This window comes from Mycobacterium sp. DBP42, from assembly GCF_005924235.1.
Lineage (GTDB): Bacteria > Actinomycetota > Actinomycetes > Mycobacteriales > Mycobacteriaceae > Mycobacterium > Mycobacterium syngnathidarum.
The window spans coordinates 10,719-28,473 of the sequence record NZ_VCMY01000003.1; the positions used below are offsets into that span (position 1 = coordinate 10,719).

General features: G+C 62.7%; 6 protein-coding genes. All 6 read left to right on the forward strand.

The features are described from left to right. Positions 1 to 121 precede the first annotated feature (121 nt). The 6 genes from pglW to E0T84_RS04310 are packed head-to-tail and all read left to right on the forward strand — an operon-like array spanning position 122 to position 17,718. Positions 122 to 4,300: a BREX system serine/threonine kinase PglW gene (gene pglW / locus E0T84_RS04285; protein ID WP_138743879.1), complete on the forward strand. Its 4,179-nt coding sequence runs from the start codon at positions 122 to 124 to the stop codon at positions 4,298 to 4,300. Next, a complete protein-coding gene (gene pglX / locus E0T84_RS04290; RefSeq protein ID WP_138743880.1) occupies positions 4,297 to 7,899 on the forward strand; it encodes a BREX-2 system adenine-specific DNA-methyltransferase PglX in 3,603 nt (1,200 codons plus the stop codon). Before pglW ends, pglX begins: the two co-directional genes overlap by 4 nt. Further along, positions 7,896 to 11,681, forward strand: a complete 3,786-nt coding sequence (locus E0T84_RS04295; protein ID WP_138743881.1) for a DUF6079 family protein — start codon at positions 7,896 to 7,898, stop codon at positions 11,679 to 11,681. The genes pglX and E0T84_RS04295 overlap by 4 nt, the downstream gene beginning before the upstream one ends. Beyond that, complete coding sequence (gene pglZ, locus E0T84_RS04300; protein WP_138743882.1) at positions 11,672 to 14,311, forward strand: BREX-2 system phosphatase PglZ; 2,640 nt, start codon at positions 11,672 to 11,674, stop codon at positions 14,309 to 14,311. The genes E0T84_RS04295 and pglZ overlap by 10 nt, the downstream gene beginning before the upstream one ends. Beyond that, the gene (brxD, locus tag E0T84_RS04305; protein ID WP_138743883.1) at positions 14,308 to 15,645 is read left to right on the forward strand and encodes a BREX system ATP-binding protein BrxD; all 1,338 of its coding nucleotides are present in this window, start codon (positions 14,308 to 14,310) and stop codon (positions 15,643 to 15,645) included. Before pglZ ends, brxD begins: the two co-directional genes overlap by 4 nt. Positions 15,646 to 15,648: 3 nt before the next feature. Beyond that, on the forward strand, positions 15,649 to 17,718 hold the full coding sequence (locus tag E0T84_RS04310; RefSeq protein WP_138743884.1) for a DEAD/DEAH box helicase: 2,070 nt from the start codon (positions 15,649 to 15,651) through the stop codon (positions 17,716 to 17,718). Positions 17,719 to 17,755 lie beyond the last annotated feature (37 nt).

Below are 17,755 nucleotides of genomic sequence, written 5' to 3' on the forward strand. Positions count from 1 at the left end.
CTTCTTCTTGTTCTGGTTGTCCCCATTTTGTCGGCTCCGCCGATAAAGTCTCCGGAGTGAAGCGGTTGTGGTTGCTACTTGTGCTTGGATCGCGCATCTGCATGCCTAAAAGCGGGACGCGATGAAGCATGACTCTCCACTGTGGAAGGTGATGGGTGAGCCGGCAAGTCCTGCCGAAGCCGCCGCACTCGATGCCTTTCGCGAGCTTCTCCCAGACGACGGCATCACCACCGCCTGGGCGAACCTGACCTTCATCAATGACCAAGGACGCACGGCCGAGGTCGATGTACTCCTGCTAACCGCTCAGGGGATGTACCTCGTTGAGCTCAAGGGCTGGCATGGCACGATCCGCGGCAATGCGCAGCGTTGGAACCAAGGCCAGCGCAACGTCGAGAACCCCAGGCTCGCCGCCGACCGCAAGGCGAAATGGCTGAAGGGTCTCCTGCAGGACCGAACGCCCAACCAATCCGCGAGGGGACAGGTGCCCCGCATCCACGCCGTCGTGGTCATGCATGGTGAGGGCAGTACCGTCAGCATCGCCACCCCCGGCGACATCGGAGTGCTGACCCTCGACGGCTACCACGTCAAGTCCTCGCCCCACCTCTTGAAATTCTCCGACTTCCTGGCCCAGCCGCCGCACGATTTCCGGCAGCCGATCGACTACCAGCGGGCAAAACAGGTTCGTGCGCTCTGTGACGCGGTGGGATTCACACCGACGCCCAAGGTCCGGATGGTGGGTGACTTTGTTGTTGCCGATGACGAGCCGATTGCGCAGGGCCGGGACTGGCAGGACGTGCTCGTCAACCTTCCCGCGCTGCCCGACATCAAGCGCAGGCTGCGCCTGTACGACGTGCCCGCGACCGCGTCACCGGCCGACCGCCAGCAGATCGAGCAGCTCGCGCAGCGCGAGTTCCAGCTCACCCAGGGGCTGCGGCATAGCGGCATCGCGGCCCCGATCGACTTCAAGCGGACCGATGACGGGCCGGCTTTGGTGTTCGAGTACGAAGCCAAGGAACTCCCGCTTGACGCCTACATCGCGGGGGAGGGAATCGAGCTCGATCTCGAACAGCGCATCGATTTGGTGATCCGTTTGGGCGAGATTCTGCGGTTCGCCCATAACGTCCACCTGCGCCATCGAGCATTGTCGCCGCGACGGGTGTGGGCGACCCCGGGTGCCGACGACCTGCCGCACCTAACGATCCGCGATTGGTATTTCGCTCAACGTGACAGCTCGACCAGGAACGTCTCCCGCCTGACGGCTATCAGTGCGGGTGTCGAGGACATCATGGGTGTGGCGGATCTGGACGACTGGCTCTGGCTCGCACCCGAGGCTCGTCATTCGGTCGACGGGCTCCCGCCAATTCCGCTGGATGTCTACGGGTTTGGTGTCCTGGCCTATCTCGTTCTGACGGGAAAGTCGCCGGCCGAAACTTTCGTGGAGTTGGAACAACGGATGTCGGACGCGGGTGCACTTGACCCCCGTGCAGCATCACCGGGTATGCCTGATGGTGTCGCCGACGTCGTTGTGATGGCAACTCGTGCGGTCGAGTCGGAACGGTTGTCAACCATTGAGGAAGTGCTGGAGCTCCTTCGGCTAGAGAGCGAAGCGCTTCGCCGGGGAAGCCAGACCGACGAACCCACACCAGCGGCAGACGCCGTCGATGCGCAAAAGGACGACATCGTCGCCGACCGTTTCATCGTGACCAGTCGGCGTGGCGAAGGTTCCAGCGGCGTCGCACTTGCTGTCAACGACATCGACTCCGATGATCCCAACCGCGAGCTCGTGCTTAAAGTCGCTCGCACTGAATCGGCGGGGCGCAGGCTCGCACTCGAAGCCGACGTGTTGAGAGCTCTCGATCACCGTCGGGTGGTGCGACTCGTCGCGGGCCCCCTCGACGTCGGAGAAAGACGTGCACTTCTACTCAGCGACGCTGGCAAGGAGACACTGGCTACGCGACTCTCCAAGGAGGGCCGGGCGACGGTCGGCCAGCTAGAGCAGTACGGCAGCCAATTGCTGGAAGCGATGATCTACCTGGAATCCCGGGGTGTCTTCCACCGCGACATCAAGCCGGCCAACCTGGGCATCACTCCAGATCCCGGCACCAGGAGGCCGTCTCTGGTGCTGTTCGACTTTTCCCTCGCGAATGAGAATGTTGACAACGTCGCGTCCGGCACTCCGAGCTATCTAGATCCCTACCTCGGTCGTGGTCGGCGTCAGAAGTATGACCGGGCAGCCGAACTGTGGGCTGTCTCGACCACCCTCTTCGAGATGGCGACGGGGCAGCTTCCGTGGTGGGGAGAGGGCGCGGGACGGCCCTCCGACCCGAATGACCCGCCGATCATCGAGCCCGCAAGCTTCGAGCTGGCCGTGGCAACTCAGCTCACGGCTTTCTTCCAACGCGCTCTAAGCCCCGACATCGGTGCCCGGTTCAGCAACGCTGATGAGTTGGCAGTTGCTTGGCAGGGAGTGTTCGCCGCTCTCGACACAGAGGAGGATGGCGGGGGCGGAAGCGACGACCTCGCCGACGCCGCTACGCTCGACACCCCTTTGGAGCGCGCTGGCCTGTCCGCTCGGGCGTTGTCCGGCGTGTCGCGTCTCGATGTGGCGACCGTCGGGCAATTGCTGGGCGTTCACCCGACCCGGATTAACTCGATACGAGGCCTCGGGGAGACCTACCGCAAGGAGATTCAGGCAAGGATTCGCGGCTGGCGGTCACGGCTCAGCGGTGCGGAGGACATCGGCACTGGTCAGCCGATGGGCACAGAGCGCCTCGTCTCCTTGCTCGTAGACCAGCTCAAGGGTGCTGAGCAGACGGTGATCGAGCGGCTCCTGGGACTATCTGGTGACGCGGCCGCCGGTGATTGGCCCTCCACGGGAGACACGGCCCGATCACTTGGGATGACCCGAGAGCGCGTCGCGCACGCGGTGGATCACGCAGTCACGGCGTGGGGCAAGAAGGCCCGCCCTGCCATCGATGGCGTGCGAGACGAAGCGGCCACACTCCTTGCCCGCAACGGCCGAGTGATGGCGGTGACGTCCCTCGCGAACGCACTGGTTGCCCAGCGCGGTTCTCTGTTGGACGGGGACGATCGCCTCCGGCAAGGGGCCGCCCTGCTGCGGGCAGCTTACGAGGTGGATGCGAGGATGCCCGAGCCCGCGTTGGAACTGCGGCGAGGTATCGGCAAGCGCGCCGACCTCATCGCGCTCCGAGAAACAGCGGACCCTGATGGATCAGGACAGGAGTTCGCGCCAGCCGACATCCTGACGGAGGCGGCGATTGAGCTCGGACGCCGAGCGGATGACCTCGTGGCCGCCGGCGTCGTGGCCTTCGCAACAGCGAACGCCGCCCTGACCGAAATCGTGGGCGAGGCAGGATCTTTCCCGCTCGTGGACTTAACGGGGCGTCGACTACTGACTTTGGCAGCCTCTGTGTCGAAAAAGGCTGCCGTCTCGGGGTTCGACGAATTGTATCCAGTCGACCTCGACCCCCAGGAGGCCGTCGAGCGCGCATTGCGTGGCAAACCTGGTCGGCGGATCAGCGAGGCCGCCGTCCGGCGCAGTGTCGCTGCGCGTTTCCCGCAGGTCGAGCTCCCGACTGCGTCGCATCGACTCGACGCTCTGGTCTCTGCGGTCCTGCCTGGGATCGTGAACCACAACGGCGTCTACGAGCTGGCATCAGAGGTGCGCTCGGCCACGCATACCGGCAGCGGCTTTACGGTCTTCACACCGGTCGCAGTGGCAGAGGCCGCGACGAAGCTGGAAGAGTCGCTCTCACGGAACGGCGCACTCACCCTGACGACACCACCCAAGCGATACGTGAAGGCAGCGCACGAACTTCCGAACCGGTACGGCGTGGAAGTGCTCGATGTCGCATCGCTCGTCGTGAACACGACGCGCGCACTCGCCAACCAGCACGGGGCAAGTTGGGAGTTCGTCCTGGGCGTTGATGCCAGCCAAAAAGACAGCGGAGACTGGTCGAATCTCGTGGGCCTTGTCCAGCGAGCCCTGAAACCAGCCTGGGAGGAAAGACTCGTAACGGACAAGCCGTTGCTCATCGTCAATGCCGGCCCGCTCGTGAGATACGGCATGGCAGAGCTTCTTTCTACGCTGCTCGATGTCGGAACTCCCCGCCCCGCTGCCCGCTGGTTGCTTGTCGCCAAGCAGGGCAGCCAAGCCGTCCCCCTGCTGGAGGGCAAGCCCGTGCCGCTCGGTCCCAGCGGCTGGGTTGAGCTGCCCGCAGACCTCTCGCTCCTTACGGAGCCCATAGCCACCCGCAGTAACTCAGGAGCCCGAAAGTGATCGACTCGTCTGCCCTCCTCGCCGACCTCAAGGCACAGCTCAAGATTCTCCAAGCTGACCTGAAGCAGCGCGCCGATGACCCCTCGAACTCCTGGGGTGCGCGATTAAAAGAGGAATATGCCGAGGCGTTCCGCCGCGAGCGGACCGGCTGGTCCTGGGTGGACTGGCGCGACAACGAAGTCGACCAGGCTGCCGTCGCCTGGATTGTCTCAACGACCTTCCTGCGCTTCTGCGAGGACAACGATCTTCTCGTCGGCGCCAAAATCGACGGACTACCGACCGCTGTCGGCTGGATCGGCGGTCCCGGCCACCGCGTGCAGCGCGCCGAAGAGAACCTCACCGCCTACTTCCGTGACAACCCAACCCACAACCGTCGTCACTGGCTTCAACAGGGATTCGCCGTGCTCGCCGCACAGCCGGCCGGGCAGGCATTGGTCGACCCGAAACACAATCCGGTGTGGCGGGCGGAGATCAGCCCGGAATCGGCGACTGCGCTGATCTCGTTTTGGCGGCGCACAAAGGAGGACGGCACCCTCGTCCACGACTTCACCGACTCCACCCTGGAAACCCGATTCCTCGGCGACCTTTACCAAGATCTTTCCGAGCACGCCAAGAAGACTTATGCACTATTGCAGACACCGGTGTTCGTAGAAGAGTTCATCCTCGACCAGACGCTAACCCCGGCAGTCGCGGAGTTCGGACTCGACGGCCTCAAGCTGATCGACCCTTCCTGCGGGTCCGGACACTTTCTGCTCGGAGCGTTCGAGCGACTCAACCATGCGTGGCTCGAAGCTGCGCCCGGACTTGACGCCAAGGAGCGCGTGCGTCGTGCGATGGCGTCGATCCACGGCGTCGACATCAACCCGTTCGCCGCGGCGATCGCACGGTTCCGCCTTAATGTCGCCGCCCTGAAAGAGACCGGAGAACGCTCACTTGTCGGAGTACCCCCGATGGGATTCCGCCTCGCCATCGGCGACTCGCTTCTTGGTGTGCGGGGCGGCCTTGATCAGACCTTCGATTTCGATGACGACGAATCCGGGGCAGCATTCAGCTACGACACCGAGGACCTCGACGAGTACTTCGGCATCCTCAAGCCGAGTCAGTACCACGTAGTTGTCGGAAATCCGCCCTACATCACGCCGAACGACCCGGCTCTGAACGCCCTTTATCGGGCGATGTATGCGACCACATATCGGCAGTACGCGCTCACCGTCCCGTTCATGGAGTTGCTTTTCCGCCTCGCGGTTCGGGGCGAGCAGGGCCAGGGTGCGGGTTACGTCGGCCAGATCACCTCGAATTCATTCATGAAGCGCGAGTTCGGCAAGAAACTCATCGAGCACCTTTTCGCGGGGCATGAACTTGGAAATCCAGTCGACTTGACTCTTGTCATCGACGTCTCCGGCGCATACATCCCAGGCCATGGCACACCGCCAGTAATCATTATCGGCCGCCGTCGTCGACCCGTCGACGATTCGGTCCGGGCGGTCCTGGGCGTCCGCGGCGAGCCCGGTACCCCAGCTGATCCCTCAAAAGGGCTTGTTTGGACTGAAATCGTCGAAAATATTCATCGGATGAAACACGACGGAAGTTTCGTGACCGTCACGGAATTACAGCGGGATGTCCTTGCAACTCACCCTTGGTCGCTAAGTGGTGGCGGTGCCGCTGATCTTTTCCAACAGGTCGAGGACGTCGCGGTCCAGAAGTTGGCGCACGTAATCGATGTAGGCATTGGCGGTGGGGTAAGGGTCGGGGCTGACGACGTATACATGCGTCCCCGACGTATGAACACTGATCGAGACATCGCCAATTTCGTGCGCAAGTTCCTGATTGGAGAGGGCGTTCGCGATTATAGAGTCGGTGGCGAGGAAACGATCATCTTCCCGTACGCCAATGACTTGACCGCGACGACGACCGTCGATCGTCGTTTGTGGCCTTGGCGCAGCTTGCTGGCCGGTCGCAACACCTTCCAAGGCGTAATGGCGGATGCAGGGCTTCGGTGGACCGAGTATATGCAGTTCACCCGCTGGTCAATGCGAGCCAAGAAGTTGATTACCTTTGCATTCGTAGCCACTCACAACCACTTCGTTCTCGTAACCGGGGCTCCGGTGGTAAACAAATCTGCGCCGGTGATCAAGCTGCCGGACGACGCGACCGATGACGACCATTTTGAATTACTCGGCGTACTGAATTCCTCCACGGCCTGCTTCTGGCTCAAGCAGGTAAGCCACAACAAGGGGAGGCCGAGCGCTGACGGTGCGGGCGCAGACGAACCGTGGGAGCACCGATACGAGTTCACCGGCACGAAGCTTGAGCAGTTTCCACTACCGGCGAATCTTCCGTTGAGCCGGGGGCGTGTCCTTGATGAGTTGGCGCAAGAGCTAACCGCGAACACGCCATTCGCTGTGGTGAGGGCCTGGCTTGACAGCTCTACGGGGACCGTTAGCGATGCACTGGCAAGAGCAGAGGCTGAGTGGCATCGAATCCGGACACGGATGATTTTCGAGCAGGAGGAGTTGGACTGGGAGGTCTACCTTCTCTACGGACTTATCGGTGAGGACCTTAACTACCGCGGCTCGCAGATCGACGGGATTCGTTCCTCGGAGCGGGCGTTCGCCATTGCGCTCGCGCGGGACGTTCGAGACGGGCGGAGCGATAGTTCATGGTTCCGCCACTGGAATCATGGGTACTCAGAACTCACTGAGCTGCTCGACTCATGGCCGGACGACTACAAGGCACTTGTTCAGCAGCGTCTCGACCTGATGGAATCCGACAAATCCATCCGGCTTCTGGAGAAGCCGGAATTCAAGCGTCGCTGGGCCGTCACCGCATGGGACGCACAGCGCACCGCCGCTCTGCAAGCGGCACTCCTCGACCGGCTTGAAGATCCGGCCCTGTGGCAGGACCCTCAGGGGCCGATCACCAGGTCGGTGACTGAACTCGCTGACCTGCTCCGTACAGACCAGGTACTTAAGGAGCTCGCTCGCACCCTCACTGGCACCGCTGAGCCGGACCTTGCTGCGGTGATTGGCGGTTTGATTCTTGACGAGGCGGTGCCGTTCCTGGCTGCCCACCGTTACAAGCCCCCAGGCATTGAGAAGTACCGGGCCTGGCAGGAAGTGTGGGCCTTGCAGCGGCGCGAGGACGCCGGTGAAAAGGTCACGATCGCGGTGTCTCCCAAGTACGGAAAGGGCGACTTCGCGAAAGCGACGTACTGGACAGCTCGCGGCAAGCTCGACGTCCCCAAAGAACGTTTCATCACGTATCCCGGTGTTGCGCGCGAAGGCGACCCGACACCGGTGTTCGGTTGGGCCGGATGGTCCCACCGCGACCAAGCGCTCGCCCTCGCCCGTGAGATTCCTGTCCAGCAGGCGCTCGGTGCCGACGACGACGCCCTGGAGCCTCTGGTGGCCGGGCTGGTGGAGTTGGAACCCTGGTTGGCGCAATGGTACTCGGAGATCGAACCTCAATTCGGCGCCAGCCCCGCCTCGGTCATCACCGGCGTCATTGACCAGTACCTTGCCCGTATGGAGAAGACACGCGATCAGGTGACGGCGTGGACACCGCCGGCCGCAGCCCGCGGACGGAGGGCGTCACAATGACCGACTTATCTTTGCCGTTGCGGGACGCGATCGACATCCCGCTCGCCGTCCACGACGACGACTTCGTCCTGCAGATCCACCGCGCACAAGAAGCGGCGTCTCAAACGCTCGCCGACTATGTGGTCACCGAGTCGATCGCGGAGTCGTTCGAGAAGGGGCTGACTCTGGTCGAGGCCACGTTGTCGAGCGGATCCTCCAAAGGCGCCTTCATCCACGGCTCGTTCGGTTCCGGTAAGTCGCACTACATGGCCGTCATGCATCTACTGCTTTCCGGCAACGCGCAGGCCAAGTCATTGCCCGGTCTCCAGGCACAAGTCGCCAAGCATGAGGCCCTGCTCACCCGCAAACTGCTCGCGATCGACTACCACCTCATCGGGGCAGAGTCCTTCGAGTCAGCGCTCTTTGGTGGCTACCTCGCGACCATGAAAAAGCGGCACCCAGATGCCTCTGTTCCGGTGCTGCATCGCTCGGATTCGCTGTTCGAGAACGCCGATCAGTTGCGCTCGCAGCTCGGGGACGATCAGTTCTTCGCCCGGTTCAAGGAAAGCGGCTCGGGTTCCTCTGGCTGGGGCACGTTCGCCGCCACGTTGACTCCTGAGTTGTATGACGCTGCCCGCACCAAGCCAGCAGGCGACTCCGACCGTCAGCGTGTCGTCGCCGCCCTGGTTCGCACCTATTTCCCGGCCTTCGAGAACACTGGCACCTGGCTGGACATGACCGACGGTCTGCAAGCAATGACCGCACACGCTAAGAACCTCGGGTACGACGGGGTCGTGCTCTTCCTTGACGAGCTGGTCCTGTGGCTGGCCAACCACCTGCGCGACACCGCCTTCATCCAGACCGAGACCTCAAAGGTTGCCAAGCTCGTCGAGACCGGCATTGGCGCGTTGCCAATTCCGTTGGTGTCCTTCGTTGCTCGCCAGCGCAACCTCAAGGACTTCCTAGGCGGCGGCGCGGTGGGCGCCGAACAGGTCGCCCTCGACGACTCGTTCCAGTGGTGGGAAGGCCGCTTCGAGAAGATCACCCTCGCCGCAGCCAACCTTCCCCAGATTGTCAACAAGCGACTCCTCGAGCCGACCAGTGAAGTCGGTCGGGACGCCCTCGCTGCGGCGGTGGCCCGGGTGCGCGCGAACCCGGTCGCCTTCAAGTATTTGCTCACCGATGAAGCCGGGTCTGCCGCCGTCGACTTCGAGCAGGTCTACCCGTTTTCGCCCGCGCTGGTGGATGCCATGGTCGCGCTCTCCTCGATCATGCAGCGCGAACGCACCGCGCTGAAGATCATGAGTGAGTTGTTGTCGCGCGGTCGTGACGAGTTGACCGTCGGCGACGTGATCCCTGTCGGCGACCTCTTTGATGTCGTTGTTCTTGGCGACGCCGAGCCGCTGACCGACGACATGAAGAACCTGTTCCGTGCCGCACGCGCCTTCTACACCCGAAAGATGCGCCCCTACCTGTTGAATCGGCACGGCCTTACCGAGGAGGAAGCGAAAGGACTGGCGCGGAATCACCCCTTCCGGCGCGACGACCGGCTCGCCAAGACGCTTCTGGTCGCTGCCATCGCCCCGGGCGCTCCCTCGCTGAAGGACCTCACGGCCTCCAAGCTGGCGGCTCTCAACTTCGGCACCGTGGTAACCATGATTCCTGGGCAGGAAGCAGTCCAGGTTGTCGCGCTTGCCCGCGACTGGCGCGGAGAGTTTGGTGAAATCACGGTCGGCACACAGGCGACTGACCCGGTCATCACTCTGCAATTGTCCGGGGTCGACTACGACTCGGTCCTTGTCCACGTACAGAACGAGGACACCCATGAGAACCGGCGCAGTCTATTGCGGCGCCTTCTCGCCGAGCAGATCGGTGCGGCGCCGACCGGCACGTTGGGTAGCGAATATTCGCTCTCTCACGTCTGGCGCGGTCAAAAGCGCGAGGTTGATGTCGTGTTCGGGAATGTTCGTGACGCGCGGGCGCTTCCTGATAGCGCTCTCACGTCCACTGGCGGACGCTGGAAACTGGTGATCGACTTCCCATTCGACGACACGGGCCACCCGCCATCCGATGATCTGCTGCGGCTTGTACAACTCAAGCTGGACGGTCTGGAGAGCGACACGATCGCGTGGTTGCCGCATTTCCTGATCGCATCTCGGATGGACGACATCGGAAAGCTCGTCGTCCTTGACTACCTGTTGACCGGCGCACGGTTCGACCAGTATTCGACCTCCCTCCCGGTCAACGACCGCGAGCCTGCCCGCAGGCAACTCACCAACCAACGAGATTCCCTGCGCGATCAGATTGTGCTGGCCCTGCGCCAGTCTTATGGCATTGATGCGCCGAGCGATGATCACCTCGGTGAGCGAGTGCCCGAGGGAAACACCTTCGTCACCCTTGCACGCGACTACGACCCCCAGAAACCGTCCTCGCCCTCCTTCGCCGACGCCGTCGTAGCCGTTCTCGGAGGCGGCCTTGATGCACGTTTCCCGACGCATCCCGCGGTCGATCGCGGTACTGACGAAGTCCGCAGGACCGAGTTCAGCGCGGTGCTCGACCTCGCGCGCAATGCAACGGCACAGGGCGGACGCATCGACACCGTCGACAGAACCACTGCCGGCAAGGTGCGGAGGGTGGTCGATGCCTACGGGATCGGTGCCCTGAGCGAAGTGACCTACGTCCTGGACACGGTGCGCTTTGCCTGGCATGACGACTTCACGAAGGCCCTTGCTAGTGGCGATCCGACCGTCGGCACGCTGCGAACTGCGCTCGCACCTGCGGGCATGACCACCGACGCCCAGGATCTGTTGATTCTGGCGTGGGTGGCACTCACTGATCGGCAACTGCGCCGTCACGGGTCATCAGCAGGTTCGCCGGGGATTGGCGGATTGGCCAACGAAATGACCTTGCAGGAGCCAGTCCTCCCAAGCCCGGAGGACTGGACCAACGCCCTTGCCCGCGTCAGAGCGTTGCTCGGAACAGGGGCCAATGAACACCATCTGTCGAGCAGTGCCGTGCAGCGGCTCGGCGATGAATTGATGGCAAAGGCCCGGCACGTCGACCGGGGAGTGACCGACCTTGTCGGAGCCCTTGAAGGACACAGTGACGTGCTCGGTTTGGAGGACGTAAGTCCTCGCCTTGGTACCGCTCGCCGCGCACGGGATCTGATCGTGGCTTTGCGCGATGCCGCTGACCACGTCGACCGGATTCGGGTGGTTGCCGAATTTGACCTTCCGGACGAACTGCAGCCGCTGGCCCGCTCGCTCGCCACCGCAGCCGACATTGCGGCTGCAGTTCAAGGTGCGAATTGGCAGCTCCTGAACCAACTTCCGAGTTTGGGCGGAGAGCGGTCCGCCGCTGTACTTGGCACGTTGCGGACCGCTGCCGAAGCCGACCAGATGCATGCGGATTTGGCTCCCGCCCTTGTCTCAGCAGCTCGAGAGGTCACCCAGATCCTTGTCGAGCAGCGCCCCAAGGACGCCAAGCCCGGCCATGCGGCCGCCGAGGAACAAGAACGGGCGCGTCGTGAGCAAGAGGACCAACGACGCCGCGAGCAAGAAGAGGAACTCAAGCGGCGTGAGCAGGAAGCCGCCGACCGTGAACGCCGTTTGCGGGAGCAGGAAGAGGAGTTCCGCCGTCGGCAAGAGGAGGCGCAGCGCGAAGCCGAAGCACGCGCCAGCCAGCAACACACGATCGAAGTTGAGGCTGTCTCGCAACTCGAGTCTCTCGTCAAAAATCTGACAGCCGAACTCAGCCGTCCGGTTGAGGGCAAGAAGTTGAGGATTGACTGGCGATGGTTCTGAGCGAGCGGCTCCGCACCGTCAGCGTCTCGCCGGCGATGGTGCAGCAGAGAGCAGCAGACCTGGTCAAGTCGGATGCCCAGATCCTTTTGCTTCGTGCGCGTCCCGAATGGAGACACGGAGATGTCAATGTTGGCGAGGCAGTTGTCCGGGTACTGCCAGGCGTGTCTCAGCTCGCCGTTCTCGACATTCTCGCCTCGTTGGCAACTGATGAGCGAGCAATCGTTCTGACCGACCGACCAGCGGAGGACCTTGGCGACGCCGTACTGGCTCGGGCGTACAAGAATGTCATCGAACTGCCAGATGAGTGGCAGGCCGTTCCTCGGCTGTTTCCTGGGGCGATCGAGGTGGGTCGCGACCTCCGGCGTCTGGACTGGGCCGCGACAGCACTACTCGATCACCAGCCACCAGGTGGATGGCCGCGATCGGTTGAACCCGCGCTCACCGCTCGCCATGCCGTCGGTTCTCTCCTCGCACGTGTCCTCGGACTGAGCGCCGAGGCTCAGCTGGATGGCGTTGTGCTCCTTACGTCTTTGGGGAGACGAAACGTACGCGCTGCGTGGGCTGCGATTGATGCGCCGTTGCGCGCGCGCCTGATCGATTGGGCTGGAACCGAATTGGGCGATCCTGCGGCCGTAGCGCTGCTGATCGCTCAGCGCAACGAGCACGTCACTCCACTTGCCGTTGGCCTTGTGTTGGACGTCTTGTGGCCGGAGGATGGTGTTCCGCCCACGGAGACACAGGTTTCCGCGCGGGTGCGGGTCGAGGCATTCATCGATGGGAAGGCGGTTCCTGTCGATGTCGCTAAGGCCACTGCGCAACTGGCCAAGGCGGCGGTGCTGCGTCTTGAGGTTGATAACCCTCCCGAGCTGGGTGTGGCCTTACAGCAAGCAGAAGCACTCCTCGGTGACCTCGGCTGGCCCGAGGGGGCCGAGCGATCGGCCATCCTGCATCCTGGGTATCTGGCCCGTGTCCGTGGACTTGCGTTGGCGCTGACTTCCGGAGACAAGGTCGAAGAGGCGCTAGCTCGCGTCCTTGAGCACCGTGACGCCGATGCCTCGCAGGCCCCGACGATGGCAGTGCGCATCCATCGTTGGCTTGCCACCAGTGAGAATGCCTCAACATCGCTCGGTAGCGATCTCCAACTGCAGATGAACGACGGCGCATGGGTCGATGCCGCCATCGGTGCTGTGTGGCATGGTTCCGGTGACCCGACTGTCACGGCTGCGTATCAACAGCTTCTCGACAAGGTGCACGGTCGACGTAAGCAGCGTGATCGCGCCGCAGCATCAAGACTGGACCAAGTCAACGGCGCGGACGACCAGCACGCGATCGGAGTCGAGCGACTGCTCGCCGAGATCGTTGATCCCTGGCGCCGCCAAGGCGGTGCACTTCTCATCGTGCTGGATGGAATGAGTAGCGCCATCGCCACAGCGCTCGCCTCCGAAGTTGCCCGGTTGGGCCTTGTGGAGTGGGTCCCCTCGTCAACGCACGCACGGCGTTCGGTGGCGGCGGCGTTGCCATCGCTGACGAACGTCTCTCGCGCTTCGTTGTTTTGTGGCGAGATCTGCACAGGCACCGGTGAAGACGAGAAACGCGGACTGTCAACGGCATTCCCCGGCGCAAAGCTCTTTCATAAGAACGACCTGCGATCCGAAGGTGGTGCTTCGCTACCGAGCGACGTGATGGCCGCGGTGCGGGATGGCGCCATTCCCGTTGTCGGAGTGGTGATCAACGCAATCGATGATGCGACCCACAAGAACGACATGTCAGCGTGGGATTGGGATCTGCGTTCGCTCGATCCTCTGCGAGCGCTTCTGGAAGCCGCGATCTCCGCCCGGCGCGCAGTCATCCTGACGTCCGACCACGGTCACGTCGTCGAGCGTGGCACAGAGGCACTGAGCGTCAGCGGTGCCGATTCCCGTTGGCGGCCGGCCCCGACCGGTGCTGCTGGCGATGGAGAAGTGCATGTATCGGGGCCGCGGGTGATCGCACCAGGAGGCGAAGCGGTGCTGCTCTGGCGTGATGACGCGCACTACGGCCCCCGACATGCGGGCTACCACGGTGGTGCCAGCCTCGCGGAGCTGACGATTCCGGTACTCGTGTTTCAAGCTGCTGCAGTGGCGACCGGGGCACCTGGGTGGGAGCAGGCCGCACCGCAGGTTCCTCTGTGGTGGAACGATCCGATCGCCTCGACCACAGGGGCGCCGACAAAGCCCACCGGGAAGCCGACGAAGACGAAGAAGACGGAAGCGTCGAGCCAGGGCGATGGATTGTTCGAGCTCCACGATTTGCCCACGTCGACGAAAGCCCCCGCGGGAGTTGCCGAAGCGGTGCTTGCGTCGACCACGTACGCCGAGCAGAAGCGGATGGCTGGTCGGCGGGCGCTCGACGACACGACCGCAGGAGCGTTTTTGCGCGCACTGGTGGATCGTGGTGGTCGCGCTCATCAGGACACGGTGGCCGCCGCCGTCGGAATTCCAACCGCCGAGTTCGGACAGGTCTTTGCGGCCGTTCGTCGGTTGTTCAACGTTGACGGGTACGGCGTCATCGAGCTCGACACCGACGGGGTCACGCTGCGGCTCGATGAACATCTCCTGCGTGAGCAATTCGAGGTCGGAAGCGCGCCATGACCGAGGTCTCGGGCGGCATCAGCCCGCGCCGTCGCAAGGACATCATTGACGCATTGCGTCGCGGCACCGTGCCGCAACAGGGGCTCGACGTCCTCGCTGTCGGCCTGGGCCGCTTCGAGGATGCCATTGATGAAGAGCTGCACACTGTTGCTGGGGGAGGTGCCGTCTTCAAAGCCGTTCGCGGCGAGTATGGCTCGGGTAAGACCTTCTTTTCTCGCTGGCTCACCGAACGCGCCAAGCGTGCAGGGTTTGCAACTTCCGAAGTGCAGATCAGCGAGACGGAAACGCCTCTGTACAAGTTGGAGACCGTGTATCGGCGGATCACTGAGAACCTATCCACCTCGACCACCCAGTCGGGTGCTCTTCGCGACGTCATTGATGGTTGGTTCTACATCCTCGATCATGACGTCAAAGACGGAACCGGAGAGCCGACCGGTTCGGAAGAAACACTCGAACTTCTCCACCGCCGGCTCTCGGATGTCTCGAAGGAGGCGCCGGCCTTCGCCGCGGTGTTGCGACAGTATCGATTGGCGCAGGCTGCGGGTAACACTGCGGAGGCAGATGGACTATTGGCGTGGCTCGGTGGTCAGCCTCACGTAGCGGCCTCCGTGAAGCGCGCTGCTGGAGTTCGCGGCGACCTCGACCACTTCGGTGCTCTTGGCTTTCTTCAGGGGCTGCTCACGGTTCTTCGCGATTCGGACTACGTGGGGATTGTCATTGTTTTCGATGAAGTTGAGACATTGCAACGCATGAGAAGCGACGTTCGGGAGAAGTCGCTGAATGCTCTTCGTCAGCTCATGGATGAGATCGATGGCGGCCGGTTCCCCGGTCTGTATCTTCTTCTTACGGGTACACCCGCATTCTTCGACGGACAGCAAGGCGTGCAGCGTCTTCCACCGTTGGCCCAACGTCTTCAGACCGACTTCACCACCGATGCGCGCTTCGACAACCCGCGCGCAACGCAGGTCCGCCTTACCGGTTTTACACCCGAGTCGCTCTTGGAGCTAGGTAGTCGTGTTCGCGACATCTACGCGTCCGGAGCTAAGGATCCTGAGCGCATCAGGAGCGTCGTCGACGACGACTACTTGAAGGACCTCGCAACCGCGGTCGGAGGCGAGTTGGGTGGACGAACCGGAATCGCACCGCGACTCTTCCTCAAGAAGTTGGTGTCCGACGTCCTCGACCGCGTGGACCTCTTCGAGGACTTCAATCCACGCCGCGACTACCACCTCACAGTCAGCGCCGACGAGCTGACGCCGGCGGAGCGGGAGGCGCACGCGCGCACCAACCGCGCTCCGGCAGAAAGCGTCGACGAAATCGAGTTGGACCTCTAGCCGATGTCGGCGTTCACTGGCCTCGACCCGGCTATCGAATACCACATAGTCAACTCGCTGGGCTGGACTGGACTCAGGTCACTACAAGAAGCATCGGTCGGTCCGGTGAGGTCGGGATCGGACTGCGTCCTTGTCGCACCGACCGCCGGCGGCAAGACTGAAGCCGCCGTTTTTCCTCTGCTCTCTGAAATGATCGAGGGCAACTGGTCAGGTACGACAATCCTCTATGTCACGCCACTTCGCGCTCTCCTGAACAACATTCACCCGCGTGTGACCGCTTACTGCTCCTGGCTAGGCAGAACCGCGGGGTTGTGGCATGGCGACATTGGGCAGTCCGAGCGTCGCCGCATGCTGGCCGACAGGCCAGACATTCTTTTGACGACCCCGGAATCCATAGAGGCCATGCTCGTGTCACGACGAGTCGATCATGAACGATTTCTCGGGTCGATCCGAGCTGTTGTGATCGATGAACTTCATGCGTTTGCCGGATCCGACCGAGGTTGGCACTTGCTTGCCGTGCTGGAGCGATTGGAACGGATTGCCGGACACAAGATTCAACGAGTGGGGCTTTCCGCGACGATCGGTAACCCCGAGTCTGTTGGTGCATGGATGCAGGGGTCGACCGAAGGCCGGAAACCGGTCATCGTGGTGCGAGAGGACTCATCGCCGACGGTGAGCCCAGAGGTCACCATTGACTATGTCGGAAGCATGGACAACGCCGCCACGGTTATCTCTAGGCTCCATCGGGGAGACAAGAGACTGGTGTTTGCCGAATCACGTCGTTCCGCCGAGGAACTCGCTTTCCTCTTGCGCGAGCGCGGCGTCCAGACGTTTGTGTCTCACTCGTCGCTCTCGGTCGACGAGAGGCGGCAGAGTGAGCGTGCTTTCGCCGAGGCCAAAGACACTGTCATTGTTGCGACTTCGACCCTTGAGCTGGGCATCGATATTGGAGACCTCGACCGGGTCATCCAGATCGACGCTCCGCGCACTGTCTCGTCGTTCCTGCAGCGGCTTGGCCGCACTGGAAGGCGGGCGGGCACGAGTCGTAACACCCTCTTTCTCGCCACCAGCCTCGACGGATTACTCGACGCTGCTGCCGTGCTACTTCTGTGGAAGCGGGGATTCGTCGAGAAGGTCGTCGCCCCACCACATCCACGCCACCTTGCTGCCCAACAGCTCCTTGCACTGGCGCTTCAAGAGGGGGCGTTCGGTGCATCGGACTGGCCGCGGTGGTGGGGAGATCTTCCGCTCATGGCGGACGGTACGGAGGTGCTCGCCTATCTTCGCGAGCAGGAGTTCCTTGTTGAGGACTCAGGGTTGTTGATGATCGGCCCGCGCGCGGAGAAGGAATTCGGGCAGCGTCACTTCATGGACCTCCTCTCTACCTTCGTCGCCGATCTCGAGTTGCGGGTAATGGCAGGCATTAGGGAGATCGGATTCGTTTCGCCGCTTGCCATTCCAGCCAGGCCAGAGCGCGAGCAGCGCCCCCTCGTTCTCGCGGGCCGAGGCTGGTTCGTGCAACATGTCGACTGGGAGCGCTTCACCGTGTGGGTCGAGGAGGTTTCGACTAAGGGCGATGTGAAGTGGCCGTCCGGTGCAGTCACGCAATCCTTCGAGGTGTGCCACGCGAAGAGAGAAGTGCTGCTTGGAGCGGTGCCTGAGGTCGAGTTGTCCAAGCGCGTGCCGGCAGCGATGGAGCGACTCCGGGAGGAACGCGCTTCGGAGGTCAGTGGAGACGGACTCGTCCTGCGTTCTCGCGGTGCGGGAGGTGCGCGCCTGTGGACGTGGGCCGGCTTGAAGGCAAACGCGACGTTTCTCTCAGGGCTGGGCATTAACGCGAGCGGGGTCGAAAACGAAAGTGTCCTTTTGCCAGAAGGAATCACTGGAGATGACGTTAAGGCTGCAGACCCTGTGGCCGTCCCGCGCGTTGATGACGACGCCATCTCTGGGCTGAAGTTCTCGGTAGCACTGCCGCCTGACCTTGCCGTCAAGACTCTTGGTGAGCGGCTGGCCGATCCGCGTGGTGCCGCGGAGACCGTCCGAGCTCGCATCGTTCGGTATCACGCAGGGTGAGGCGGTTGCGTCCACTTGTCGGAGTTTTGGGACGGTC

Bases quoted from the DNA above. Each gene is read 5' to 3' on its own strand.
- pglW (WP_138743879.1), top strand. From the start codon at position 122: ATGAAGCATGACTCTCCACTGTGGAAGGTGATGGGTGAGCCGGCAAGT.
- E0T84_RS04295 (WP_138743881.1), top strand. From the start codon at position 7,896: ATGACCGACTTATCTTTGCCGTTGCGGGACGCGATCGACATCCCGCTC.
- pglZ (WP_138743882.1), top strand. From the start codon at position 11,672: ATGGTTCTGAGCGAGCGGCTCCGCACCGTCAGCGTCTCGCCGGCGATG.
- brxD (WP_138743883.1), top strand. From the start codon at position 14,308: ATGACCGAGGTCTCGGGCGGCATCAGCCCGCGCCGTCGCAAGGACATC.
- E0T84_RS04310 (WP_138743884.1), top strand. From the start codon at position 15,649: ATGTCGGCGTTCACTGGCCTCGACCCGGCTATCGAATACCACATAGTC.